At 70.4% G+C, this 20,032-nt stretch carries 18 protein-coding genes; 5 read left to right on the forward strand and 13 right to left on the reverse strand.

Annotated features, from left to right (window positions below; genetic code table 11):
• Nucleotides 1-62: 62 nt before the first annotated feature.
• The 6 genes from pyrE to CP981_RS18655 form a co-directional block, all read right to left on the reverse strand.
• Nucleotides 63-605 carry an orotate phosphoribosyltransferase gene (pyrE, locus tag CP981_RS18630; protein WP_085925559.1) on the reverse strand — a complete coding sequence of 181 codons (543 nt, stop codon included), beginning with the start codon at nucleotides 603-605 and terminating at the stop codon, nucleotides 63-65.
• A 10-nt stretch (nucleotides 606-615) separates the two neighbouring features.
• Nucleotides 616-1,479 (reverse strand): aldose epimerase family protein, encoded by an 864-nt coding sequence (locus tag CP981_RS18635; protein ID WP_085925558.1) that lies wholly within the window; start codon nucleotides 1,477-1,479, stop codon nucleotides 616-618.
• A 125-nt stretch (nucleotides 1,480-1,604) separates the two neighbouring features.
• Nucleotides 1,605-2,555 (reverse strand): SRPBCC domain-containing protein, encoded by a 951-nt coding sequence (locus CP981_RS18640; protein ID WP_085925557.1) that lies wholly within the window; start codon nucleotides 2,553-2,555, stop codon nucleotides 1,605-1,607.
• Between the two features lie 146 nt (nucleotides 2,556-2,701).
• The gene (locus CP981_RS18645) at nucleotides 2,702-4,423 is read right to left on the reverse strand and encodes a polyamine aminopropyltransferase (RefSeq protein ID WP_085925556.1); all 1,722 of its coding nucleotides are present in this window, start codon (nucleotides 4,421-4,423) and stop codon (nucleotides 2,702-2,704) included.
• A 254-nt stretch (nucleotides 4,424-4,677) separates the two neighbouring features.
• Nucleotides 4,678-5,199, reverse strand: coding sequence for a DUF2617 family protein (locus tag CP981_RS18650; protein WP_085925555.1), 522 nt, complete (start codon nucleotides 5,197-5,199; stop codon nucleotides 4,678-4,680).
• A gap of 326 nt (nucleotides 5,200-5,525) precedes the next feature.
• Entirely contained in the window at nucleotides 5,526-5,798 is a 273-nt protein-coding gene (locus CP981_RS18655; RefSeq protein ID WP_085925554.1) for a hypothetical protein, read from the reverse strand.
• A gap of 233 nt (nucleotides 5,799-6,031) precedes the next feature.
• Between CP981_RS18655 and CP981_RS18660 the strand changes: the two genes are divergently transcribed.
• Nucleotides 6,032-7,210 carry a pyridoxal phosphate-dependent aminotransferase gene (locus CP981_RS18660; protein WP_085925588.1) on the forward strand — a complete coding sequence of 393 codons (1,179 nt, stop codon included), beginning with the start codon at nucleotides 6,032-6,034 and terminating at the stop codon, nucleotides 7,208-7,210.
• A gap of 16 nt (nucleotides 7,211-7,226) precedes the next feature.
• Here CP981_RS18660 and CP981_RS18665 read toward each other — a convergent pair whose 3' ends face one another.
• From CP981_RS18665 to clpB, 3 genes are all read right to left on the reverse strand, one after another.
• On the reverse strand, nucleotides 7,227-7,577 hold the full coding sequence (locus tag CP981_RS18665; protein ID WP_244329694.1) for a hypothetical protein: 351 nt from the start codon (nucleotides 7,575-7,577) through the stop codon (nucleotides 7,227-7,229).
• A gap of 97 nt (nucleotides 7,578-7,674) precedes the next feature.
• Nucleotides 7,675-8,211, reverse strand: coding sequence for a YbjN domain-containing protein (locus tag CP981_RS18670; protein WP_085925552.1), 537 nt, complete (start codon nucleotides 8,209-8,211; stop codon nucleotides 7,675-7,677).
• A gap of 227 nt (nucleotides 8,212-8,438) precedes the next feature.
• Nucleotides 8,439-11,069 carry an ATP-dependent chaperone ClpB gene (gene clpB, locus CP981_RS18675; RefSeq protein ID WP_085925551.1) on the reverse strand — a complete coding sequence of 877 codons (2,631 nt, stop codon included), beginning with the start codon at nucleotides 11,067-11,069 and terminating at the stop codon, nucleotides 8,439-8,441.
• Between the two features lie 236 nt (nucleotides 11,070-11,305).
• Between clpB and CP981_RS18680 the strand changes: the two genes are divergently transcribed.
• The 3 genes from CP981_RS18680 to CP981_RS18695 all read left to right on the forward strand — a co-directional run bounded on the left by CP981_RS18680 (nucleotide 11,306) and on the right by CP981_RS18695 (nucleotide 13,165).
• Nucleotides 11,306-11,887 (forward strand): Uma2 family endonuclease, encoded by a 582-nt coding sequence (locus tag CP981_RS18680; RefSeq protein ID WP_085925550.1) that lies wholly within the window; start codon nucleotides 11,306-11,308, stop codon nucleotides 11,885-11,887.
• 29 nt (nucleotides 11,888-11,916) lie between these two features.
• Nucleotides 11,917-12,321: a pyridoxamine 5'-phosphate oxidase family protein gene (locus CP981_RS18685; RefSeq protein ID WP_085925549.1), complete on the forward strand. Its 405-nt coding sequence runs from the start codon at nucleotides 11,917-11,919 to the stop codon at nucleotides 12,319-12,321.
• A gap of 439 nt (nucleotides 12,322-12,760) precedes the next feature.
• Nucleotides 12,761-13,165: a hypothetical protein gene (locus CP981_RS18695; RefSeq protein ID WP_042151435.1), complete on the forward strand. Its 405-nt coding sequence runs from the start codon at nucleotides 12,761-12,763 to the stop codon at nucleotides 13,163-13,165.
• Between the two features lie 108 nt (nucleotides 13,166-13,273).
• Here the strand turns inward: CP981_RS18695 and CP981_RS18700 are convergent, their stop codons facing one another.
• From CP981_RS18700 to dnaK, 4 genes are read right to left on the reverse strand one after another with little or no spacing between them, the layout of a single operon-like run.
• Nucleotides 13,274-13,726, reverse strand: coding sequence for a heat shock protein transcriptional repressor HspR (locus tag CP981_RS18700; RefSeq protein WP_085925547.1), 453 nt, complete (start codon nucleotides 13,724-13,726; stop codon nucleotides 13,274-13,276).
• 1 nt (nucleotide 13,727) lies between these two features.
• Entirely contained in the window at nucleotides 13,728-14,897 is a 1,170-nt protein-coding gene (gene dnaJ / locus CP981_RS18705) for a molecular chaperone DnaJ (RefSeq protein ID WP_085925546.1), read from the reverse strand.
• A 45-nt stretch (nucleotides 14,898-14,942) separates the two neighbouring features.
• Nucleotides 14,943-15,602 carry a nucleotide exchange factor GrpE gene (gene grpE / locus CP981_RS18710; protein ID WP_085925545.1) on the reverse strand — a complete coding sequence of 220 codons (660 nt, stop codon included), beginning with the start codon at nucleotides 15,600-15,602 and terminating at the stop codon, nucleotides 14,943-14,945.
• Nucleotides 15,599-17,455, reverse strand: coding sequence for a molecular chaperone DnaK (gene dnaK / locus CP981_RS18715; RefSeq protein ID WP_085925544.1), 1,857 nt, complete (start codon nucleotides 17,453-17,455; stop codon nucleotides 15,599-15,601). Before dnaK ends, grpE begins: the two co-directional genes overlap by 4 nt.
• A 290-nt stretch (nucleotides 17,456-17,745) precedes the next feature.
• Between dnaK and CP981_RS18720 the strand changes: the two genes are divergently transcribed.
• Nucleotides 17,746-20,013, forward strand: coding sequence for a (Fe-S)-binding protein (locus tag CP981_RS18720; protein ID WP_085925543.1), 2,268 nt, complete (start codon nucleotides 17,746-17,748; stop codon nucleotides 20,011-20,013).
• Nucleotides 20,014-20,032: the final 19 nt, after the last annotated feature.

The raw sequence follows: 20,032 nt of genomic DNA on the forward strand, positions 1-20,032 counted from the left end.
CCAGGGGCAAATCCGCAGGTCAGCGCGGAGGACCCGCATTCGGTGCGGCTGTCGCGCCGGTCTCAGCCCAGGTCGAGGTCGCCCAGCTGGTAGCCCGTGATATAGGGCAGACCGGCCTCGGCGATGGCCGGGGCGGCACCGCGGTCGACGATCGTGGCCACCGCGACGACCTCGGCGCCGGCTTCACGCGCGGCCTCGACGGCGGTCAGCGGCGAGCCACCGGTGGTGGAGGTGTCCTCGACGATCAGGACCCGGCGGCCCTTGATGTCCGGACCCTCGATACGGCGCTGCATGCCGTGCGCCTTCTGCGCCTTGCGGACGACGAAGGAGTCCAGCCGGCCGCCGCGCGCCGCGGAGGCGTGCAGCATCGAGGTCGCGACCGGGTCGGCGCCGAGCGTCAGCCCGCCGACCGCCTCGTAGTCCAGGTCGGCGGTGATCTCCAGCATCAGCTGCCCGACCAGCGGCGCGGCCTCGCCGTCCAGGGTGATCCGGCGCAGGTCGATGTAGTAGTCGGCCTCCTTGCCGGAAGAAAGCGTCACCTTGCCGTGCACCACGGCCTTGTCCTTGATCTGGCGCAGCAGCTCGCCGCGCACGTCGTCACTCATGCGCACGAGCTTAGGCGGTGCCCCGGGACAGGTTCCGCCAGCTCCAGGTCATGGAGATCTCCAGCGGGTCGATCGGCGTGACCAGGCGCGGCAGGGTGTTGAGGCCGTTCGGCGGGCCGGTCTGCGGCTCGACACAGACCGCGGCCTCCTGCTCGTCGTAGACCACGGCCCATTCGGCGCGGCTGGCGATCTTCAGCTCCAGGCGGCCCGGCCAGGTGAGCGTGGCCGCCACGCCCTGCGGCATCCCGAAGCAGTCGTCCCAGGGGCCCGGCTTCGGCGGGATCCGGCGGCCGGTCGGGAGATGGTCCGCGCCCCGCTCCTCCTGCCACTCGGGCCCGAAGTCGAGGTGTACGTCCTTGCCGCCCTCCCCGAGGTTCCGCAGGAACCAGGGGTGCCAGCCGGCCTGCGCGGGGAAGGAGTCGGCGGTCGCCTCGACGCCCATGGTGAGGGTGAGCGAACCGCCGTCCTCGGCGAGCTCGACGAGCTGGGTGACCTGCCCCGGGTACGGCCAGGGCGCCGCCGGGTCCTTGAGGTCGCAGGTGAAGACGCCCTCCGTGGCGCTCGTCCGCACGGTGCGCCAGCGCAGATCGCGGCCGGTGCCGTGGATGGCGTGCGGCGCGGCGTTGAGCGGCATGTGGTGCAGCTCGCCGCCGTTGCGGAACTCCCCGTGGGCGAGCCGGCCGCACCACGGCACCATCGGGAAACAGCCGTATTTCGGGCCCTGCCGCAGCAGTTCCGTACCGCCGATGCGCAGGCTCGCGATCCGGCAGCCGAGGTCCGGCCGGACAGTCAGTTCGGTATCTCCGGCGGCCAGTCGCACGCCCTCCGGCGCCTGCGTCCGGGCTGCGCCCTGCGTGGTGTTGTCGGTGCTCACGGGGCCGAGCCTAGGGGGTGTCTTTCCGATCAGGCCGGATCAGGGAGAAGACACCCCCTAGCGACGCACCGCGCGCATCGTGGGACGCCGTACGGGCCACGGCCACCGTGCGCCGCCGCGCCGGGTCAGCGGCGCCGGCGCAGCACCCGGCCGACGACCACCGCGGACGCCAGTACCACCGCGGCGGCGGGCGCCGCCCAGCGCAGGGTCAGCGAGGTGCCGTTCGACTCGGGCGCGGGCACCGGCGCGTACCGGCCGCGCGGCGGGGCGTGATCGACCTCTTCCGCGCTGCGGCCGATCATCGTGCGGCGGGCGTGCGCGGCCTCAGCGGGGGCGAGCCGGTCCGCCTCGTCCCCGTAGGCGTGCTCGGGGTGCGCCGCGGAGAACGCGTCCGCCGCCTCGCCCGCGTCGAGGTCCTCACCGGCCTCGTCCGCGGCCTCCAGATCCGCCGTCTCGCCGTCGCCCTCGTCGCTGCCCGGATCCAGGGAAGGCGGCGGCACCTCGGTGTCGAACACCCGGGATCCGGCCGCGTCCTGGGCGTCGTCGTCCGGTGCGGCGTCGTCGCCCGGTCCAGCGGCATCGGCCGCTCCGGCGTCATCGGTCACCGGCCGCCGCCGCAGGTCCGCCGCCAGGTTCTCCGCGAAACGGTCCAGCAGCCGGCGGCCCACGGAGGCGGCGGACCGGTCGGTGGCCTCGGCGAGCCGGCCGTCGCGGTGGACCGTGCCGGTGCAGCGCAACGTCGTACCGGGACCGGGCTCGGTGGCCGGGGAGAGGCGTACGCCCAGGGTCAGCGCGACCGCCCCGTCGCCCCGCGCCTCGGTGCCCTTCGCCTCGACGGTCACGGCGGCCGCACCGTCTTCACCGGCTCCGTCGTCGGCGGCGGCGCTGACCGTCAGCGTGCCGCGGTAGGTGATGGTGGAGCTTCCGATACGCAGTCGCAGCCGGCCCTCCGGACAGCCAGGGGCCGCATCGGCGTCGAGCTGGACTCCTGGGACACAGCGCGCCACCCGCTCCGGCTCGGTGAGCGCCTGCCGCACGGTCCCGACGGGAAACGGAACGTACACCTCATGCTCCATGACATGGGAGCCTACCCAGCGCCCGCGAACCCGTGCCCGCCCACGCGGAACTTTCTGCCACCGGGCCGGAACCCGCCCCGGCGCTGCCCGGCGCCCGCACCGCCCGCGGTCCGCAGCGGGCGCGCGCCGCCCCGCGTCGGACCCGCTCAGTCGAGATACCGCGGATGCATCAGCGTCGACGCCGGCAGCCCGGCCCTCCGCTCGCGGCTCTCCGCCCGCCGCCCGGCCCGCAGTTCCTCGGCGCTGAGACCGGCCAGCGGCGGAGCGTCGGGGGCCAGCCCGAATGCCGGCCGGTGCCGTGCGGCCAGCACGAAGCCCCAGTACCGGGTCCCGGACGGCGCCGCGGCGGCCGGGGCCTCCGCGCCCTCGGGCGGGACGGCGCCCGCCGAGCGGTCCGGGCCGCCGGAGAAGGCCGCGGGCCGGCCGGACAGCCGGTACGGCACCGTCGCCAGGCCCACCGACCGGACCGTCGACTCCACCGTCCAGTACAGCCGCGCGCGCTCGATCGGCGGCCCGGCGTGCACCACCAGCCGCCCGTCGCGGGCCAGCAGCTGCGCCGCCAGGCCGTAGAACTCCTGCGAGTAGAGCTTGGTGCACGCGGTGATCCCGGGGTCGGGAAGATCGGAGACGATGACGTCGTACGGCGCCGCCCGGCGGCCGGGGCCGCGGGCGCCCTGCTGCCGCAGCCAGTCGAAGGCGTCGGCGGTCGCCGTCCGCACCCGGGGATCGGCGAGCGAGTGCCGGTTGAGGCGGGTGAGGCCGGGGTCGGTGCGCGCCAACCGCAGCACGCCGGGGTCGAGTTCGACGACGGTCACCGAGCGGACCGCGCGGTAGCGGAGGATCTCGCGCACCGCGAGGCCGTCGCCGCCGCCGAGCACCAGCACCCGGCCGTGCGGGCCGCCCGCCATCGCCGGGTGCACCAGCCCCTCGTGGTAGCGGAACTCGTTCTCCGCACTGACGCGGAGCCGGCCGTCGAGATACAGCGCCAGCGGTCCGCCGGAACCTTTCCTCCCGTGCCCCGCACCGGCTCCGGCGCCCGTCCCGCCGGTCATCACCACCTCCTGGACACCGGTCTGCACCGCGACCCGGGCCGACGAGCCGTACACCGCCAGCCGGGCGGCCCGTTCGAACGGCGTGGCCAGCACCACGCCCGCGGCGAGCAGCGCGAGGACCAGGGCATTGGCTCCGAAGAGCGCCCAGCGGGCACGGGCGCTGAGGTCCCGGCGGAACAGCCACAGCACCAGCACGGCGCCGGCCACCGCGTTGACGGCGCCGGTGAGCAGCGCACCGGTCAGCTGGCCGAAGCCCGGCAGCAGCAGAAACGGAAAGGCCAGCCCTCCGACGAGCGCTCCGACATAGTCCGCGGCGAAGAGATCGGCGACCGCGCCGCCCGCGTCCTGCCGGCGCACCCGCTGGATCAGCGTCATCAGCAGCGGTACCTCGGCCCCGATCAGGATGCCGATGGCCAGCGAGAAGCCGACGAGCGCGGAGCGGGACTGCCCGAACCAGGCGAAGCAGGCGTAGAGCGCCATCGCGGAGGTGCCGCCGACCAGCGCGAGACCGGCCTCCACCGCGCCGAAGCCGACCGCCGCCCGGCAGCGCAGCCGCTTGGCGAGCAGCGCGCCGACCCCCATCGCGAAGACCATGACGGACAGCACGACCGACGCCTGGGTGACGGAGTCGCCCACCAAGTACGTGGCCAGGGCGACCAGTTCGAGTTCGTAGACCAGACCGCAGGCGGCGCAGACGAAGACGACGGCGAGGACGAGCAGCCGGCCGAGCCCGGCCGGCACGGGCAGTCGCGCCGGTGTCAGGTCGTCCGGCGGGCCGGGAGCGCCGGCGCGGGCGGTCTCTGGCGGGTCGATCATAAATTGAACGCTACGTGACGATTCTGTGGCGCTCCGTCACCCACACGAGTAGACCTCGCAGGCCACACCCCTCGGTCGGGGCGTTGACGAAGCGTGGGGTGCGAGGGCACATCGCATCGCCCAGGCCGCGCACACCGCACCGTCCGCGCCCTCACGAACCTCCACGCCCCCGGCGCCCAGGCCCCGCGCCCCTCGCACCCCGCACTTCCCCACGCCCTCCGGCCGACCGGACCGGTCACCGGCGACCGGCCCCGCTAGACCGCCGCGACCCTCGCCCGTACGCCCACGCGGGTACGGGTGGCCACCAGGCGACCCTCCTGCGGATACGCGTGCCAGGTCCGCCAGCGCACCTGCCCCTGCTGACGCTGCGCCAGCATCGCGGTGAAGGCGTGCGGCGAGCCGGGGAACGTACCGGCGAGACCGTGCGGATGCTCGGCCACCAGCGCGAGCAGCTCCTGCGCCCGCCCGGCGAACGAGCCGCGCGAGAGGGTCTCCACATGGGCGGCGAATTCGTACTCCCAGTCCCCCAGCCGCTTCGCCACCCCGAGCGGCAGCGGTGTACTGCTGCCCGGCATACAGGCGACCGTTTCGGAACAGGTGCCGTGCTCCTCCTCGAGAAGCACCTGGTGAGAGGCGCCGAGCAGCCTCAACTGCACCTGGGCGTCCTGGAGTTGGAGATCGAGTACGGCAAGGGCCGGCAGGGGTTCCCTGCCCAGCGCCCAGGCCAGGTCGGAGGCACGGGTATCGGTGTACGCCGTCGTCAAAGAGGTGAGCATGGGTCGGCTCCGCAAGCACGCAGTGGAATGGTGGGCCGGCCCGCCCGAAAAGGATCAGGGATATACGACTGCCTGCCGGCTCGTGCCCACGTGGGGTCGGAGAACGTGGGGGATTCTCTGGGGAGAGGGAATCATGAAAGGCCCGTCGCCCACAGCGCTTTTACCCATCCTCTCCGGGTTTCCATCCGCTCGGGGGCCTTGCAGTTCAGTTGTTCAACGACCAAGCGCCCAGCGGGTGTTGGCCCTTCGACCAGCACCCGCTGGGCGCATATGCGACAAGCAACTAGCCATCCGCACATATGGAGTTGGCGCGGCGCGCCCTCGGCTCAGGAGCCGCCGCCACCGCCACCACCGCAGCCGCCACCACCACCGCCGCCACCGCAGGAGGACCCGCCACAGGAGGATCCGCCGCCGCATCCGCCGTGGTGCCCACCACCGTGGTGGTGGCCGCCCGAACCCCCGTCACCGCCGGCCCACCAGCTGCCGCCGCCCGCGCCGCCGGAGCCCCGTCCGCCCCTGCCACCCGAACCGCCCCGCGAGGCCAGGGCCACCAGGCCGATTACCCCCGCGCAGATCACCAGGAAAACCACAATCCCCATATGCCTCACACTCCTTTTCATCCCCCGAAGCGTGGGGGCACCTCCCACGCCCTTCAGGCAGTGGGGGCGCATCCGCTCCGTCCGGCGCCCGGTGCGCCGCTCCGGCGCCGTCCGGCACCGTGGGCCGTCTTCGTCGACGACCGTCTCATTCCTTCGTGCGGGGCTGATGCCCCGGCCCCGGCGTCTCAAAGCACAGTTGAGGAAGTCCAGAGGTTCGTCGGAGGATGGCGTCCATGGACCGACCGCTGCTCAACCGCCGCCTCGCCGAATTCGGCACGACGATCTTCGCCGAGATGTCGGCGCTCGCCGTACGGACCGGCTCCATCAACCTCGGCCAGGGCTTCCCCGACGCCGACGGTCCCGAAGAGGTCAGGGAGGCGGCGGTGCGCGCGCTGCGCGACGGCCGCGGCAACCAGTACCCGCCCGGCCCCGGCATCCCCGAACTGCGCACCGCCGTCGCCGCCCATCAACAGCGCTTCTACGGCCGGCTCGGCCTCTCCTACGACCCCGACACCGAGGTCCTGATCACGGCGGGCGCCACCGAGGCCCTCGCGGCCTCCCTGCTGGCGCTGCTGGAGCCCGGCGACGAGGTCATCGCGCTGGAGCCGTACTACGACTCGTACGCCGCCGGTATCGCGCTGGCGGGCGGCCGCCGCGTCCCGGTGACCCTGCGCGCGGACCCGGAATCCGGCAGCTACCGCCTCGACCTGGACGAACTGCGCGACGCCATCACCGACAAGACCCGCCTGATCCTCCTCAACACCCCGCACAACCCCACCGGCACCGTCCTGTCCCGCGACGAGCTCGCGGAGATCGCCCGCCTCGCCTGCGAGCGCGATCTCCTCGTCCTCACCGACGAGGTCTACGAGCACCTCGTGTTCGAGGGCGAGCACCTCCCCCTCGCGTCGTTCCCCGGAATGCGCGAACGCACCGTCACCATCGGCTCGGCCGGCAAGACCTTCTCCTTCACCGGCTGGAAGGTCGGCTGGGTCACCGCAACGGCGGAACTGGTGAGCGCAGTCCGCTCCGCCAAGCAGTTCCTCACCTACGTCTCCGCCGGCCCCTTCCAGTACGCCGTCGCCGAGGCCCTCGCCCTCCCCGACAGCTACTTCACGGAACTCCGCGACGACCTGCGCACCAAGCGCGACATCCTCGCCACCGGCCTCACCGACGCCGGCTTCCAGGTCTTCCGCCCCTCGGGCACCTACTTCATCACCACCGACATCCGCCCCCTCGGCCACGACGACGGCTTCGCCTTCTGCCGCACCCTCCCCGAACGCGCCGGCGTCGTCGCCATCCCCAACGCCGTCTTCTACGACCACAAGGACCAGGGCGCCCCCTACGTCCGCTTCGCCTTCTGCAAGCGCACCGACGTCCTCCAGGAGGCAGCGGACCGCTTGAAGCGGCTGTGACGCCGTCGGACCGCCGCTACCTCCAGTACTTCTCCGGCGGCGGTGCCTCCGCGTCCGGGGCCACCGGCGGCTCCTCACGGTCGCCGTAGAAGTAGTCGTAGAGGTCCTTCAGATAGGAGTACAGCCGGTCGTCCTCCCAGAACGACACTCCCGTCATCAGCGCCCAGTCCGTCGAGCCGGCCGGCCGCTCGCTCAGCAGGTGTTCCAGCGCTTCCTTGAGGTGCCGGGCGTACGGAGTCTTCCCGACCGCCCCCGGTTTCATCGTGTGGATGTCGTCGATGAATTCGACGTTCAGCGCCCCACTGAAGAAACCGGCCACCCGCCGGTCCGAGGCGTAATGAGGGATAACGGTCTCCGGGAAGCTCACGTATTCCGCTCTTTCCGGGGCTTTCGGACAGACGCGGGCCCCGGAGCCATCAAGCTCCGGGGCCCGCGCAGCAGGGTGGGTGTGGGACGGACGGGGCTCAGGCCTCGTCGTCACCCGGCTTCTCGTCGGAGTCGCCTTCGATCTCGGCTTCCAGGCCGAGCTGCTCGACGATCCACTTGTCGAATTCGATGGAGGCGCGGACCCAGCTGACCGTGCTCGACACAAAGTGTTCGAGCGAGACGCCGGTGCCGATCAGCATCGATGCCTCACCGATCAGACGGACCGTGCCGTCGTCGTGGGTGTGGGTGTAGGCCTTGGGCCACAGCGTCCGGCGGTTCCAGTCGTCGATCGCCTCCAGCAGCTTCGACTTCTCGTCGATGCCGTGGGCGCGGTCATAGAACGTACGGACGGAGAAGATCTGCTGCTCCTCCTCGCCCCGGAACATGAAGTACGTGCGGAACTGCTCCCACGGGGCGGCGAGGTCACCCTCCTCGTCGACTACGTACTTCAGCTCCATCTGGTCGAGGAGCTGCTTGACCAGGTCCTGGTCTGGCACGACGGGACCATCAGGCCCCGACGGCTCGGGTTCGGGCTGGCCCCCGAAATTCGGAATCGAGGACGGGTCGATGCTCACCGTGGAATTCCCTTCGTATGGTCCCTGCCATCCTCCCCCACATCCGCCCCGTCGTGGCAACCCGGACGGGGAGGATGCGGGCAAGGTGTCGCCCGGGGCAACGATCGACCGGGCGGGCCGGCTCCGGGCCACGGCCGCGGTCAGCTCGTGGGCCGGGCAGGCCGCACCCGGCCACGGCGGTCGGTAAGCCCGTGGGCCGGGCAGGCCGCACCCGGCCACGGCGGCGGTCAGCCCGCGGGCCTCCCGGCCGCCTCCACCGACAGCTGGTCGCCGTCCACGTCCACCCGCACGGTGTCCCCCTCCAGCACCTCGCCGGCCAGGATGGCGCGGGCGAGCTGGTCGCCGATGGCCGTCTGGATCAGGCGGCGCAGCGGCCGGGCGCCGTAGGACAGGTCCGGGGCGGGGGCGTCGGCGAGCGGTTCCTGGCCGAGCCAGGCGAGCCAGGTCAGGGCGCGGTCGGTGACGTCCAGCGTCAGCCGGCGGTCGCCGAGGCGGCGCTGGAGATGGCCGAGCTGGATACGGGCGATCCGCTGGAGCTGGTCCGTGCCGAGCGGGTGGAAGACCACCACGTCGTCGAGCCGGTTGAGGAATTCGGGCCGGAAGGCGGTCCGGACGGTCTCCAGCACCTTCTCCTTCTTCTGCTCCTCCTTCAGCAGCGGGTCCATCAGGAAGTTGGAGCCGAGGTTGGAGGTCAGGATGAGGATGGTGTTGCGGAAGTCGACGGTGCGGCCCTGGCCGTCCGTGAGCCGGCCGTCGTCGAGGACCTGGAGCAGGATGTCGAAGACCTCGTGGTGGGCCTTCTCCACCTCGTCCAGCAGGATGACGGAGTAGGGGCGGCGGCGGACCGCCTCCGTCAGCTGGCCGCCCTCCTCGTAGCCGACATAGCCGGGCGGCGCACCGACCAGCCGCGCGACGCTGTGCTTCTCGCTGTACTCCGACATGTCGATACGGACCATCGCCCGCTCGTCGTCGAAGAGGAAGTCCGCGAGCGCCTTGGCCAGCTCCGTCTTCCCGACGCCGGTCGGGCCGAGGAAGAGGAACGAGCCGGTGGGGCGGTCCGGGTCGGCGATTCCGGCGCGGGTGCGGCGTACGGCGTCGGAGACGGAGCGGACGGCCTCGGTCTGGCCGATCAGCCGCTTGCCGAGCTCCTCCTCCATACGCAGCAGCTTCTGGGTCTCGCCCTCCAGGAGGCGGCCGGCCGGGATACCGGTCCAGGCGCCGACCACATCCGCGATGTCGTCGGGGCCGACCTCCTCCTTGACCATGGACTCCTTGGACGCCTCCTGCTCGGCCTCGGCGGCAGCCGCCTCCTCCAGCTCGTGCTCCACGCCCGGGATCTCGCCGTAGAGCAGCTTGGAGGCGGTGTCGAAGTCGCCGTCGCGCTGGGCGCGCTCGGCCTGTCCGCGCAGCTCGTCGAGCTTCTCCTTGAGGGCGCCGACGCGGTTGAGGCTCTGCTTCTCCTTCTCCCAGCGGGCGGTCAGACCGCGCAGCTCCTCCTCCTTGTCGGCGAGGTCCTTGCGCAGCTTCTCCAGGCGCTGGACGGAGCCGGCGTCGGTCTCGTTCCGCAGCGCCAGCTCCTCCATCTTGAGCCGGTCGACGGCACGCTGGAGCTCGTCGATCTCGACGGGCGAGGAGTCGATCTCCATACGGAGGCGGGAGGCGGCCTCGTCGACCAGGTCGATGGCCTTGTCGGGCAGGAAGCGGGAGGTGATGTAGCGGTCGGAGAGCGAGGCCGCGGCGACCAGCGCGGAGTCCGCGATCTGCACCTTGTGGTGAGCCTCGTAGCGGCCCTTGAGCCCGCGCAGGATGGCCACCGTGTCCTCGACGGTCGGCTCGGCGACCAGCACCTGCTGGAAGCGCCGCTCCAGCGCCGGGTCCTTCTCGATCCGCTCGCGGTACTCGTCGAGGGTGGTGGCGCCGACCATCCGCAGCTCACCGCGGGCCAGCATCGGCTTGAGCATGTTGCCCGCGTCCATGGACGAGTCGCCGCCGGCGCCCGCGCCGACGACGGTGTGCAGCTCGTCGATGAAGGTGATGATCTGGCCCTCGCTGGACTTGATCTCCGCCAGGACGGTCTTCAGCCGCTCCTCGAACTCACCGCGGTACTTGGCACCCGCGACCATCGCCCCGAGGTCCAGCGCGACCAGCCGCTTGTTGCGCAGCGACTCGGGCACGTCACCCTTGACGATCCGCTGCGCCAGCCCTTCGACGACGGCGGTCTTGCCGACGCCCGGCTCACCGATCAGCACCGGGTTGTTCTTCGTACGGCGGGAGAGCACCTGCACCACACGGCGGATCTCGTGGTCCCGGCCGATGACCGGGTCGAGCTTGCCCTCGCGGGCGGCCGCGGTGAAGTCCGTGCCGAACTTCTCCAGCGCCTTGTAGGTGCCCTCCGGGTCCGCGTTGGTCACCCGCTGCCCGCCGCGGTTCGCCTCGAAGGCGGCCAGCAGCTTCTTGGCGGAGGCGCCCTGCTGCTCCAGCAGCTCGCCGGTGCGCCCGCCCTTGGCGGCGATGCCGATGAGGAGGTGCTCGGTGGAGACATACGCGTCACCGAGCTCCTTGGCGCGCTGGGTGGCGTCGGCGATGGCGGAGAGCAGATCGCGGTCCGGCTGCGGCGGTGCGACCGTCGAGCCCTGCACGCTGGGCAGCGCGGCCAGCTGACGCTCGGCGCCGTTGCGCAGCGCGGCGGCGTCCGCCTCGACGTCGGCCAGCAGGTCCATGATGTTCTCGTTGTCCTGCCCGGCCAGCAGCGCGAGCAGGAGATGCGCGGACGTCATGTCCGCGTGCCCGGAGGTGACCGCCCGATCATTGGCGGCGCTCAGTGCCTCCCGGCTCTTGTTGGTCAGCTCGGCGTCCACGTTGCTCGTGATCCTCCTCGACTCGTCCTGCCCGGCCTCAGTGCCCCGTCTGGCCCCACTCCGGCACATCCTGCACATACCAACGTGCGATAAGTTGAGTCTATTCCACTCAAGACTGCGGAAGCGAGCCCCCTCGCCCGTTCCTCGCTCACTCGTGCGAGGGAATCGGGGCTGATCGCCCCGCCACCGCCCGCGCCACCCGCCGACACTGGCCTTCGACCACAAGGAGGTGCAGCATGACGGCTATGGCACACGCGCCTATGCCCACCGACGAAGAAACCCTCCTGGATTACTTCCTCGCCTTGGATACGCCCACGGGCTTCCGAGCCGAGCTGATCGAGGGGGAAATTGTTGTGACACCGCCGACGGACGGCACCCATGAGCACTGCTTCAGCGGGGTCGTCTCGCAGATCATGCGAAAGTCCGCGGTGGACATGGATGTCTCCGGCTACAAAGGGCTCACCATGCCGCGCGGCGGCAGGTGTCCCAAGAATCATGTGATCCCGGATGCCACCGTCGCCCCCCGTGAGATCCGCCTGTTCCGCGGCGCGGATCCCTGGATGCCCAGCGACGGAGTCGCCATGGTCGTCGAGGTGACATCGAGCAATCCGGAGCGCGACCGCGTCGCCAAACGGCACTGCTACGCCCGCGCCGGCATCCCGCTCTACCTGCTCGTGGACCGCGGCAAGTCCACCCTCACGCTGTTCAGCGAGCCTTCCGGGGACGACTACGAAGGGCACAACACCGCCCCCATCGGCAAATCCCTCCCCCTCCCCGACCCCTTCTCCTTCGACCTGGAAACCATCGACCTCCTCTGAATCCCGGGCCCCGAACTACCCTGGCCCCCATGGCCCATGACCTCAGTGCCCTCAGCCCGGAATACCTCGCCTTCTGGGGCGAGTATCTGATGCCGACCCTCACCACGCTGCGTACGGACGGGACGCCCCATGTCGTTCCGGTAGGCGTCACCTACGACGCCGGGCAGCGGATCGCGCGGATCATCACCCGCAAGGACAGCGCCAAGGTCAAGAACGTCCTCGCCGCCGGGGCGGACGGTGCCACCGTCGCCGTGTGCCAGGTCGACAAGGGGCGCTGGGCGACGCTGGAGGGCCGCGCCCGGGTGCGTACGGACGCCGAGTCGGTGGCCGACGCGGTGCGCCGGTACGCCGAGCGGTACGGCCGGACGCCGACGCCCAACCCCGATCGCGTCATGATCGAGATCGCGGTGACCAGGGCGATGGGCCGGGCCTGAGCGCCGGCCCGAGAGCCGCTCCCCTCCCGCGGGGGGCGCCTCCGGCCCGCTGACCGCGACCCGCTCGCCCGCTGGCCGGAAACGGTCCCTCCGGATCCGCTCCGGGCCACCCACCTGGTACTCAAGAGCGACAGGAACCGAACAGCTCCGCGCAATCACGGACGACACCGGACCTGTCCCTGCAAAAGACAGCAGCTGGAGGCCGTATGGCGTCGGCAGTGTGCAACGTGACGACCGTTCCGCGCCGTCCGTCCCCCGCCCGGCCGCATCCGCACGCCGAGCTCTGCCCGCGCTGCGGCGGCCAGCTCGCGGTCAATCAGGACGGCTGGAAGATCTGCCACGCCTGCGGCTATGCCTCGCCGCCCGGTACAGCCCCTCCTCCACGGGCCGCTCGCGGGGGTATCGTCGCCCCCACAGTCGCCACGCCCCGGAGGGCACGATGAACTCGGTCCGAGTCACGGCGATCGCCTGCCTGATGCCGCTGTCCGAGCTGGACGAGGATCCGTTCCTGGTCGATGACCGCAGCCAGCACGACATGTGCAAGCAGTGGGCGGCGGCCCGTGACTACCACCTGACCTGCCAGCTCAGCCTGCACCAGCTGCGCGCCGACCACAGCGCGCTGTGGCGGGACGTCGAAGAGGGCCTGGTCGATGTGTTCGTGGCGCCCAACCGCCGGGCGCTGGAGAACGCCATCGCCGGCGCGGACGAGTTCACCAAACGGTGCGCCGCGGCCGGCGTCCGCCTGGAGACCGCCGACCTCGACGAGCCGGTCTACACCCTGGCGATGAAGTCGCAGGTGCACCGGCGGCTGTCGATGCCGACGGCCGGATACAACGGCTGCTGAACGGCCCGCTGCCGGGCGCGCGGGCGGATACGGAAACGCGAGAAGGGCCGGGTCTCCCCGGCCCTTCCGCACGTCATACGCCGGGCGTCCGCGCCCCGGCCGCGGCCGTCACTCCGGCCGCTTGGGGCGCCAGACCACCAGCGCGCTGGTCTGCTGCACATCCTGATACGGCACCAGATCGCGCCGATAGGAGGCGTGCACCGCCGCCTCCCGCTGCTGCATCGCGCTGGCCGCGCCCTCCAGGGCGCCCTGGAGCTCGACGACCCGCTGCTGGAGGGCCGCGACCTGGTTTTCCAGCTCGATGATGCGCTTGATGCCGGCGAGGTTGATGCCCTCGTCCTGGGACAACTGCTGCACCGTACGGAGCAGTTCGATGTCCCGGGCCGAATAGCGGCGGCCCCGCCCGGCCGTGCGGTCGGGCGAGACCAGCCCCAGCCGGTCGTACTGTCGAAGGGTCTGCGGATGCAGGCCGGAGAGCTGAGCCGCGACGGAGATGACATACACCGGCGACTCATCGGTCAGTTCATAGGGGTTACGACGCTGCCCGCCCCGGCTGTCCATCTCAAGCTCCCTTCGCGGCCTGGAACAGCTCTGCCCGCGGGTCCGGGCCCGCGGTCGCCTCGCGATAGGACTCCAGCGACTCCTTCGCCTTGTCGCTGAGGTCACCGGGGACCAGCACCTCTATGGTGACCAGCAGATCCCCCCGGGTGCCGTCCTTACGGGTCGCACCCTTGCCCCGGGCGCGCATGGTGCGCCCGTTGGGGGTGCCGGCCGGCAGCTTCAGCGTGACCGGCGGACCGCCCAGCGTCGGCACCTTGATCTCACCGCCCAGGGCGGCTTCCGGGAAGGTGACCGGCACCGTGACGGTGAGGTTGTCGCCCTTCCGGCCGAAGACCGGGTGGGCGTCGACATGCACGACCACATACAGATCGCCCGCCGGGCCGCCCTGCTCGCCCGGGGCGCCCTTGCCGCGCAGCCGGATGCGCTGCCCGTCCGAGACACCCGCGGGGATACGGACCTGCATCGTGCGCGCACTGGTCGCCCGCCCGCTGCCCTTGCAGACCTCGCAGGCGTCCTGGGCGATCAGGCCCCGGCCCTTGCAGTCGGCGCACGGGTCGGTGAGCGAGAAGCCGCCGCCCGCGCCCCGGCTGACCTGACCGGTGCCGACACAGGTCGGGCAGACCCGCGGCGTACCGTTCTTGTCGCCGGTGCCGGAACACGCCTTGCACGGCGCCTGGCTGGACATCCGCAGCGGGACCGTGGCCCCGTCGACCGCCTCGGTGAAGCTGAGCGTCACCTCGGACTCGATGTCCTGGCCCCGGCGCGCATGGGTACGGGTACCGGCGCCGCCGCGGTTGAACAGACCTCCGAAGACGTCCCCGAGCCCGCCGCCGAAGCCTCCGCCGCCGCCCTGGCCCTGCGAGCCCCCGAAGAGGTCGCCCAGGTCGAAGTTGAAGTTGCCGCCGCCGCCCGGTCCCGGCCGGTAGCCGCCGTTGCCGAACAGCGTGCGCGCCTCGTCGTACTCCTTGCGGCGCTTGGCGTCACCCAGGACGTCGTTCGCCTCGGAGATCTCCTTGAAGCGCTCCTCGGCCTTGGCGTCGCCCTTGTTGGCGTCCGGGTGGAACTCGCGGGCGAGCTTCCGGTACGCCTTCTTGATCTCCGCTTCGGTGGCGTCCTTCGGGACGCCGAGGACCTTGTAGTAGTCCTTCTCGACGAAGTCCTTGGTGCTCATCCCCGACGTCCCTCCTTCCGCGCGGTTTTCGTTTCTGTCCTCACGTCAGCCCTCTTCCGGGCCACCGCTCTCCTCGTCCGAAGCCTTGGCACCCTTGGCGTCGTCATCGGATCCGGACTTGGTGCCCTGCGCACCCGGCTGCGGCTCGGCGACGGCGACCCGCGCGGGGCGGATCGTTCGTTCACCGATGCGATACCCGGGCTGAAGAATCGCCACGCACGTCGTCTCGGTGACATCCGGTGCGTACGAGTGCATCAGCGCCTCGTGGATCGTCGGGTCGAAGGGCTCGCCCTCCTTGCCGAACTGCTGCAGACCGAGCTTGGCGACCACGGTCTCCAGCGATTCGGCCACCGACTTGAAGCCGCCGACCAGTTCGCCGTGCTCGCGGGCCCGGCCGACGTCGTCGAGGGTGGGAAGGAGCTCGGACAGGAGGTTCGCCGCGGCGATCTCCTTGACCGTGATCCGGTCCCGCTCCACCCGACGGCGGTAGTTCTGGTACTCCGCCTGGAGCCGCTGGAGGTCCGCCGTGCGCTCGTTGAGCGCCGTACGCACCTGGTCCAGCTGCGCCTGGAGCGCTACGTCCGGTACGTCCCCGGCCGGGGCCGAGCCCGCCTTGTCGGCGGACTCGGCCTGCGCCGCGTCTTCGGGAGCGGCGTCGGAAGGGACGTCGGGCTTCTCATCGAAGCCCGGGGTCTCCTCCGTCACGCGGCACCATCCTTCTTCGGCTTCTCGTCGTCGACGATCTCGGCGTCGACGACATCGTCATCGGCCTTGGCCTGCTCGGCACCCTCGGCACCGGCAGCGCCCTCGGCACCGGCCGCACCCTGGGCGTCGGCGTACATCGCCTGACCCAGCTTCTGCGAGACGGCCGCGACCTTCTCGGTGGCGGTGCGGATCTCGGCGGTGTCCTCGCCCTTGAGCTTTTCCTTCAGCTCGGTGAGGGCTTCCTCGACCTCGGTCTTGACCTCGCCCGGGACCTTCTCCTCGTTGTCCTTGAGGAACTTCTCGGTCTGGTAGACGAGCTGCTCGGCCTGGTTGCGGGCCTCGGCGGCCTCGCGGCGCTTGGTGTCCTCGTCCGCGTACTGCTCGGCCTCCTGGCGCATCCGGTCGACCTCGTCCTTCGGCAGCGAGGAGCCGCCGGTGACGGTCATCTTCTGCTCCTTGCCCGTGCCCAGGTCCTTCGCGGTCACGTGCATGATGCCGTTGGCGTCGATGTCGAAGGACACCTCGATCTGCGGGACCCCGCGCGGGGCCGGCGGCAGACCGGTCAGCTCGAACATCCCGAGCTTCTTGTTGTACGCCGCGATCTCGCGCTCGCCCTGGTAGACCTGGATCTGCACGGACGGCTGGTTGTCCTCGGCCGTCGTGAAGATCTCGGAGCGCTTGGTCGGGATCGTGGTGTTGCGCTCGATGAGCTTGGTCATGATGCCGCCCTTGGTCTCGATACCGAGGGACAGCGGGGTGACGTCCAGCAGGAGGACGTCCTTGACCTCACCCTTGAGCACACCGGCCTGGAGGGTGGCGCCGATGGCGACGACCTCGTCCGGGTTGACGCCCTTGTTGGCGTCCTTGCCGCCGGTCAGCTCCTTGACGAGCTCGGCGACGGCGGGCATACGGGTGGAGCCGCCGACCAGGACCACGTGGTCGATCTCGGACAGGTTGATACCCGCGTCCTTGATCACGTTGTGGAACGGCGTCTTGCAGCGGTCCAGGAGGTCCGAGGTGAGCTGCTGGAACTGCGAGCGCGTGAGCTTCTCGTCCAGGTGCAGCGGGCCCTCGGCGGAGGCGGTGATGTAGGGAAGGTTGATCGTCGTCTCGGTGGAGGACGACAGCTCGATCTTCGCCTTCTCAGCGGCCTCGCGCAGGCGCTGGAGCGCCATCTTGTCCTTGGCCAGGTCGACGCCGTGGCCGTTCTGGAACTGCTTGACCAGGTAGTCGACGACGCGCTGGTCCCAGTCGTCACCACCGAGGTGGTTGTCACCGTTGGTGGCCTTCACCTCGACGACGCCGTCGCCGATCTCCAGCAGCGAGACGTCGAAGGTGCCGCCACCGAGGTCGAAGACCAGAATGGTCTGGTCGTCCTTCTCCAGGCCGTAGGCCAGGGCGGCCGCGGTGGGCTCGTTGACGATACGCAGGACGTTGAGGCCCGCGATCTCACCGGCCTCCTTGGTGGCCTGGCGCTCGGAGTCGTTGAAGTAGGCCGGAACGGTGATGACCGCGTCGACGACCTTCTCACCGAGGTACGCCTCGGCGTCGCGCTTGAGCTTCTGCAGGATGAAGGCGCTCATCTGCTGCGGGTTGAAGCCCTTGCCGTCGATGTCGATCTTCCAGTCGGTGCCCATGTGGCGCTTGACCGACCGGATGGTCCTGTCGACGTTGGTGACCGCCTGACGCTTGGCGACCTCGCCGACCAGCACCTCGCCGTTCTTGGCGAAGGCGACAACGGACGGCGTGGTCCTGGCGCCCTCGGCGTTGGTGATGACGGTGGGCTCACCGCCTTCGAGAACACTGACGACGGAGTTCGTCGTGCCCAGGTCGATGCCGACCGCACGTGCCATTTCAATTCCTCCAGCTGACTTGAGTGGAACAGGCTCAAGAGTGCAGTACCAAAGAAAACCTGTCAACAGACCTGAGTCGGACACGCTCAAGTTTTATACGGCTCTTATCGTCACCACGGCTGCACCACAGGACGCCGGGGCCCCGCACAGGGTTGCCTTCGCGACGCAGATCACCGGCCGGGCGGCTTCATGGGGCGGAGGAGAATGGGTAACCTCAGCGGCAGACCAAAAAAGTTACTGCTTAGTAGTCCCCCACTGTTTTCCGCTCTCGCAGGTACGAGGAGCCTCCCATGCAACTCGCCGCGATCATCGTGTCGCTGGTGCTCATCGCGGTCGCCGCGGCGCTGTTCGGCCGCGCCCTCCTCCAGATCTACCGGCACATGCGACTGGGCCGGCCGGTGCCTGCGGGCACCCGGACCGACGCGCCCGCCCAGCGGACCGTCACGCTGGCCAAGGAGTTCGTCGGCCACACCCGCATGAACCGCTGGGGCGTCGTCGGCGTGGCGCACTGGTTCGTGGCGGTGGGCTTCCTCACCCTGCTGCTGACGATCGTCAACGCCATCGGCCAGCTCTTCCAGGCCGACTGGCTGATCCCGTTCATCGGCGACTGGCTGCCGTGGGAGATGTACGTCGAGGCGATGGGCACGCTGACGACCGTCGGCATCATCGTCCTGATCGTCATCCGCCAGCTGAGCCGGCCCGGCAAGGCGGGCCGCAAGTCCCGCTTCGCGGGCTCGAACACCGGCCAGGCGTACTTCGTCGAGACCGTCATCCTCATCGTCGGCTTCTGCATCGTCACGCTGCACGCCCTGGAGGGCGCCCAGCACGGCGTCGACCACTACGAGCCGGCGTACTTCGTCTCGTATCCGCTGGTCGTGGCCTTCAAGGGGATGAGCCTGGGCACCGTCCAGAACCTCACCTACTTCTTCGCCGCCCTCAAGATCGCGACGTCCTTCATCTGGATGATCACGGTCTCCCTCAAGACCGACATGGGTGTGGCCTGGCACCGCTTCCTCGCCTTCCCCAACATCTGGTTCAAGCGCGAGGCGGACGGCGGCGTGGCGCTCGGCGCGCTGCAGCCGATGACCAGCGAGGGCAAGCCGATCGACTTCGAGGACCCGGGCGAGGAGGACCAGTTCGGCGTCTCCCAGGTCGAGCACTTCTCCTGGAAGGGCCTGCTCGACTTCTCCACCTGCACCGAGTGCGGCCGCTGCCAGTCGCAGTGCCCCGCGTGGAACACCGGCAAGCCGCTCTCCCCGAAGCTCCTGATCATGTCGCTGCGCGACCACGCGCACGCCAAGGCGCCGTATCTGCTGGCCGGCGGCGGCAAGGACATGGAGGGCAACGAGCAGGCGACCGCCGAGCAGCTCGCCGACGTCCCGGCGTCCGCGCTGGCCGAGGCCGAGCGCCCGCTGATCGGCACCCTCGAAGAGAACGGCGTCATCGACCCCGACGTCCTGTGGTCCTGCACCACCTGCGGCGCCTGTGTCGAGCAGTGCCCGGTCGACATCGAGCACATCGACCACATCGTCGACATGCGCCGCTACCAGGTCATGATCGAGTCCTCGTTCCCGTCCGAGGCGGGCACGATGCTCAAGAACCTGGAGAAGAAGGGCAACCCCTGGGGCCTGGCCAAGAAGCAGCGTCTGGCCTGGACCAAGGAGGTCGGCTTCGAGGTTCCGGTCGTCGGCCAGGACATCGAGGACCTCACCGAGGTCGAGTACCTCTACTGGGTCGGCTGCGCCGGTGCCCTGGAGGACCGCGCCAAGAAGACCACCAAGGCCTTCGCGGAGCTGCTGCACATCGCGGGCGTGAAGTTCGCGATCATGGGCGGCGACGAGAAGTGCACCGGTGACTCGCCGCGCCGTCTGGGCAACGAGTTCCTCTTCCAGCAGCTCGGCGCGGAGAACGTCGCGACGCTGAACGCGGCCTTCGGTGAGGACGACGAGGACGAGTCGACCAAGAAGCCGAAGGCGTCGAAGAAGATCGTCGCGACCTGCCCGCACTGCTTCAACACCATCGCGAACGAGTACCCCCAGCTGGGCGGCGAGTACGAGGTCATCCACCACACCCAGCTGCTCCAGCACCTGGTGGACGAGGGCAAGCTCACCCCCGTCACCCCGGTCGAGGGTCTGATCACCTACCACGACCCCTGCTACCTGGGCCGCCACAACAAGGTCTACACGCCCCCGCGCGAGATCATCGCCAAGGTGCCGGGCCTGCGGAACGAGGAGATGCACCGCCACAAGGAGCGCGGCTTCTGCTGTGGCGCCGGCGGTGCCCGGATGTGGATGGAAGAGCGCATCGGCAAGCGCATCAACAACGAGCGCGTCGACGAGGCCCTGTCGCTCAACCCCGACATCGTCTCGACGGCCTGCCCCTTCTGCCTCGTGATGCTGACCGACTCGGTCAACGGCAAGAAGAACGACGGCAAGGCGAAGGAGTCCATCCAGGTCGTCGACGTGGCCCAGCTGCTGCTGGACTCCGTCAAGACCCCCGTCGACCCGGCGGGCGAGACGGAGCAGGAAGACACCCCGGAGCCCGAGCCGGTGAAGTAGCGGCCCGGGAAGCAGCGTT

The sequence above is a fragment of the Streptomyces platensis genome (assembly GCF_008704855.1).
Classification (GTDB): domain Bacteria; phylum Actinomycetota; class Actinomycetes; order Streptomycetales; family Streptomycetaceae; genus Streptomyces; species Streptomyces platensis.

Excerpts from the sequence above, each read along its gene's own strand:
- pyrE (WP_085925559.1), bottom strand. The coding sequence starts at position 605 with ATGAGTGACGACGTGCGCGGCGAGCTGCTGCGCCAGATCAAGGACAAG.
- CP981_RS18640 (WP_085925557.1), bottom strand. The coding sequence starts at position 2,555 with ATGGAGCATGAGGTGTACGTTCCGTTTCCCGTCGGGACCGTGCGGCAG.
- CP981_RS18645 (WP_085925556.1), bottom strand. The coding sequence starts at position 4,423 with ATGATCGACCCGCCAGAGACCGCCCGCGCCGGCGCTCCCGGCCCGCCG.
- CP981_RS18650 (WP_085925555.1), bottom strand. The coding sequence starts at position 5,199 with ATGCTCACCTCTTTGACGACGGCGTACACCGATACCCGTGCCTCCGAC.
- CP981_RS18655 (WP_085925554.1), bottom strand. The coding sequence starts at position 5,798 with ATGGGGATTGTGGTTTTCCTGGTGATCTGCGCGGGGGTAATCGGCCTG.
- CP981_RS18660 (WP_085925588.1), top strand. The coding sequence starts at position 6,032 with ATGGACCGACCGCTGCTCAACCGCCGCCTCGCCGAATTCGGCACGACG.
- CP981_RS18680 (WP_085925550.1), top strand. The coding sequence starts at position 11,306 with ATGACGGCTATGGCACACGCGCCTATGCCCACCGACGAAGAAACCCTC.
- CP981_RS18685 (WP_085925549.1), top strand. The coding sequence starts at position 11,917 with ATGGCCCATGACCTCAGTGCCCTCAGCCCGGAATACCTCGCCTTCTGG.
- CP981_RS18695 (WP_042151435.1), top strand. The coding sequence starts at position 12,761 with ATGAACTCGGTCCGAGTCACGGCGATCGCCTGCCTGATGCCGCTGTCC.
- CP981_RS18700 (WP_085925547.1), bottom strand. The coding sequence starts at position 13,726 with ATGGACAGCCGGGGCGGGCAGCGTCGTAACCCCTATGAACTGACCGAT.
- dnaJ (WP_085925546.1), bottom strand. The coding sequence starts at position 14,897 with ATGAGCACCAAGGACTTCGTCGAGAAGGACTACTACAAGGTCCTCGGC.
- dnaK (WP_085925544.1), bottom strand. The coding sequence starts at position 17,455 with ATGGCACGTGCGGTCGGCATCGACCTGGGCACGACGAACTCCGTCGTC.
- CP981_RS18720 (WP_085925543.1), top strand. The coding sequence starts at position 17,746 with ATGCAACTCGCCGCGATCATCGTGTCGCTGGTGCTCATCGCGGTCGCC.